The organism is Rhodopirellula maiorica SM1, assembly GCF_000346295.1.
Classification (GTDB): Bacteria; Planctomycetota; Planctomycetia; order Pirellulales; family Pirellulaceae; genus Novipirellula; species Novipirellula maiorica.
Genome location: NZ_ANOG01000367.1, coordinates 1 through 3276, shown reverse-complemented (window position 1 = coordinate 3276; position 3276 = coordinate 1). Strand labels below are relative to the sequence as shown.

The window sequence follows — 3276 nt, the reverse complement described above, 5'->3', positions numbered from 1 at the left end:
CGCATACGCTTCATCAACGACCAATGGACAGGTCATCGTTGAGGCAAGTTGCTCAATTTCCGCAGGCGGAACCACCGTCCCGCTGGGGCTGTTCGGGTTAGGCAAGAAAACCAAACGAACATCGTTTTCGGTTTTGCCAAAGGCGGCTGGCAATTTCCATCCATCTTCAAACGCAACCTGTTCCCAATCGGCGCCTTGGATGTCCGCCAGTGTGCGATACAGGATGTAGCTGGGGTAGGGCAGTCGCAACCGTTGACCTTCACCCACAAAGCCACGGACCAGCATCGTCAGAATCTCGTCGCTGCCGTTACCGGCCAAGATCCACTCGGGCCCTGGTAGCCCCAATGCATCGGCGGCCGCCCGGCGAAACGCGGTCGCCACGGGGTCGGGGTAACGGTTGATTGCACCGGTCGCCGCATGCTGAATCGCCTCGACCACCGCCTTGGGTGGCGGGTAAGGATTTTCGTTGGTGTTCAGCTTGACCGTTTTGCCCGGCGCAGGCTGTTCACCTGGCGTGTAAGGCAACATTTTGGCAAGGGCAGGGCGGAAGAACGATGACTCGGGCACTTCGTGGTTCGTTTCAGCTGGAAGGGGGCTCGGGATGGATAAATTTATTGTCGTTTTTCGCTCCGCGAAAATTTCGGAAAAAGACTGCTTTCGCTCAGCGAAAGACGACGGTATTTTTCCGCTCGATCATAGTGTCTCATTCTCGACGAATGAGACAGCAGCCTCTGCTGCAGTGCGTTCCCAGACGGGAGCCCGGGAACGGGTTCATAAGGGTAATCATCAACGCCGGATCGAGACGCTGCGAGCATGAGCGGTCAGTCCCTCTTTCTCGGCAAGTCGCTCGACATCAGGAGCGATTTGTTTCAGTGCAGGTTCATCAAACTCAGTAATACTGCCGCTTCGCAAAAAACTGTTGCTCGACAAGCCGGCTGCCCAAGTGCAAGTCCCTCCGGTCGGCAACACATGGCTTGGGCCGGCGGCGTAATCGCCCAACGCTACCGGCGTATGGTGCCCCAAGAACGCCGCGCCGCTGTTGCGGATCTTGGCGATTTGGTCGCGTGGGTTCGCGGTCTCAATGTGCAAATGCTCGGGAGCAAATTCGTCGGTCAACTCACACGCTTGCTGCTCATCACGAACCAAAATCAATGCACCAAAGGCTTCGAGACTCTCGACTGTCAATTCGTTGCGTTCGAGCTGGACCACTTGCTTCGCCAACTCGTCGTGAACCGCATCGATCAGTGCTTCGTCCCAAGTGATCAGGATCGCCGATCCCGGTGAGTGCTCAGCTTGCGCCAACAAGTCGGCGGCGATGTAGTCGGCACGGGCGGTGCCATCGGCGATCACGATCACTTCGCTCGGGCCCGCGAACGAATCGATGTCGACCGTTCCAAACACATGTTTCTTCGCCAGTGCGACAAACAGGTTCCCGGGACCGACGATTTTGTGAACGGGTTCGATACAGTCGCAGCCGTACGCCATCGCCGCAACCGCTTGCGCCCCGCCCATCCGATAAACTTCGCTGACGCCTAGCTCGTGACACGTCGCCAGCATATCGGTGTTGTACGCGCCGAACTTGGTTGGCGGAGCGACCACGGCGATCTGTTTCACTCCCGCGACCTGGGCCGGGACGACTGTCATCAGCACCGTCGAGGGATAGGCGGCGGCTCCGCCGGGGACGCACACGCCGATCCGATGGAGTGGGACGTAACGCTGAGTCAAACGGACACCCTCGCGAGGCTCGATGGTGACGTCTTGGTGCAGGATCGCCGATTGGAATTCAGTGATGTTGTCACGAATCCGGCGAATCGATTCAATCAGTTTCGGATCCGCCGCCGCGTGAGCCTGCTCGAGGGCCTCAGCGGGAACGCGAAGCTCGGCAGCCGATAGCTCGGCATTGTCGAGTGCTTGGCAATATCGCAACAGTGCCGCGGTGCCTTCGGTTTGGACGTCATTGCAAATCGTCTGGACCACTTCGACCGGCGTTAGCGGTTTGCCAAACACCTTTTCGGTGAGCGCCCGGCCGCGGGGGCTGACGACATCGCCTGCGGGACTGAGTTTTTGACGCAGCTGAAGCAAAATGTCCGCCGAGCCTTCGCGAGCATCCACTCGCTGGATCTGGAGCGTAGGGAGGTTAGAGCTGGATGGATTCGATACTGTCATGGTTTGCTGGTTCGCAGTTTTCGTTCGATTTCGGAGACAGACGGGCAAGCCTCTCCCACCGGTATCATAAGCCGATACAATGCGTTTTGTTTAGCCGCAGCCCCCTCGAATTATCCACAATGCGTCAAGAAATCGACTTGCGAAGTGACACGCTGACCAAGCCCACGCCCGCGATGCGGACCGCGATGGCCGAAGCCGAAGTCGGCGACGCGGTCATCGATATCGACCCCACCGTGGAGCGGCTGGAGCATTTAACCGCAGAAATCCTCGGCAAAGAAGCCGCCGTGTTTATGCCCAGCGGCTCGATGACCAACCAAGTCGCCGTGCGAGTGCATTGTGATCGCGGCAGCGAGTTCATTTGCGAGCAAGATTGCCACATTTATCAGTATGAACAGGGAGCGTTTGCCTCGCTGTCCGGTTTGGTGGCAAAGACGATCCCGGGGCAGGGCGGGGTGCTGAAACCTGAGCACCTGCGCGGCCAAGTCCGCGCCAGTAACGACCACTTCGTTCGTACGCGGCTGCTCTGTCTGGAGAACACGCACAATCGCGGCGGCGGCCGGATTTTGCCTCAATCCGACGTCATTGAATCGTGCCAATGGGCGAAGTCCGAAGGCTTGGCGACCCATCTTGATGGAGCCCGGTTGTGGAACGCCGCGGCCGCCACGGGAAAAAGCGAAGCCGAGTTGGCGGCCCCGTTTGATTCGGTCAGCGTCTGTTTCAGCAAGGGACTCGGAGCCCCCGTCGGCTCGGCCCTGGTCGGCAGCCGCGATTTTATCGAGCAGGCACGTCGCACGCGAAAGCTATTTGGCGGTGGGATGCGGCAAGCCGGTATTATCGCCGCCGGTGCCTTGTACGCGATCGAAAACCATCGTGATCGTCTGGTCGAAGATCACGAGCACGCCAAACAGCTCGGCGAAGTTTTTAGTTCGCACGAAGGGTTTTCGATCCGCGGCGACTGCATCGACACCAATATCGTTGCTGTCGAAATCGCACCGAATCTTGGCACCGCTGATTCATGGGTGGCAAGACTCGAAGAGCAGGGTGTGCGTTGCTTTGCGATCAGCGACCAAGCGATTCGGTTTGTTACGCATCTCGATATTCACTCGGGGC

At 58.6% G+C, this 3276-nt stretch carries 3 protein-coding genes; 1 reads left to right on the top strand and 2 read right to left on the bottom strand.

All coding sequences use genetic code 11. The features are described 5' to 3' along the window. On the bottom strand, positions 1–528 hold a 528-nt coding region (locus RMSM_RS11865), incomplete at its 3' end, for a pyridoxal phosphate-dependent aminotransferase (protein ID WP_040765915.1). A 258-nt stretch (positions 529–786) separates the two neighbouring features. Then, positions 787–2166: a histidinol dehydrogenase gene (gene hisD / locus RMSM_RS11860; RefSeq protein ID WP_040765912.1), complete on the bottom strand. Its 1380-nt coding sequence runs from the start codon at positions 2164–2166 to the stop codon at positions 787–789. Positions 2167–2285: 119 nt separating this feature from the next. On the opposite strand from hisD, the gene RMSM_RS11855 reads away from it, so the two are divergent. Then, the coding region (locus tag RMSM_RS11855; RefSeq protein ID WP_008695913.1) for a threonine aldolase family protein at positions 2286–3276 on the top strand (991 nt) is incomplete at its 3' end.

Excerpts from the sequence above, each read along its gene's own strand:
- hisD (WP_040765912.1), bottom strand. The coding sequence starts at position 2,166 with ATGACAGTATCGAATCCATCCAGCTCTAACCTCCCTACGCTCCAGATC.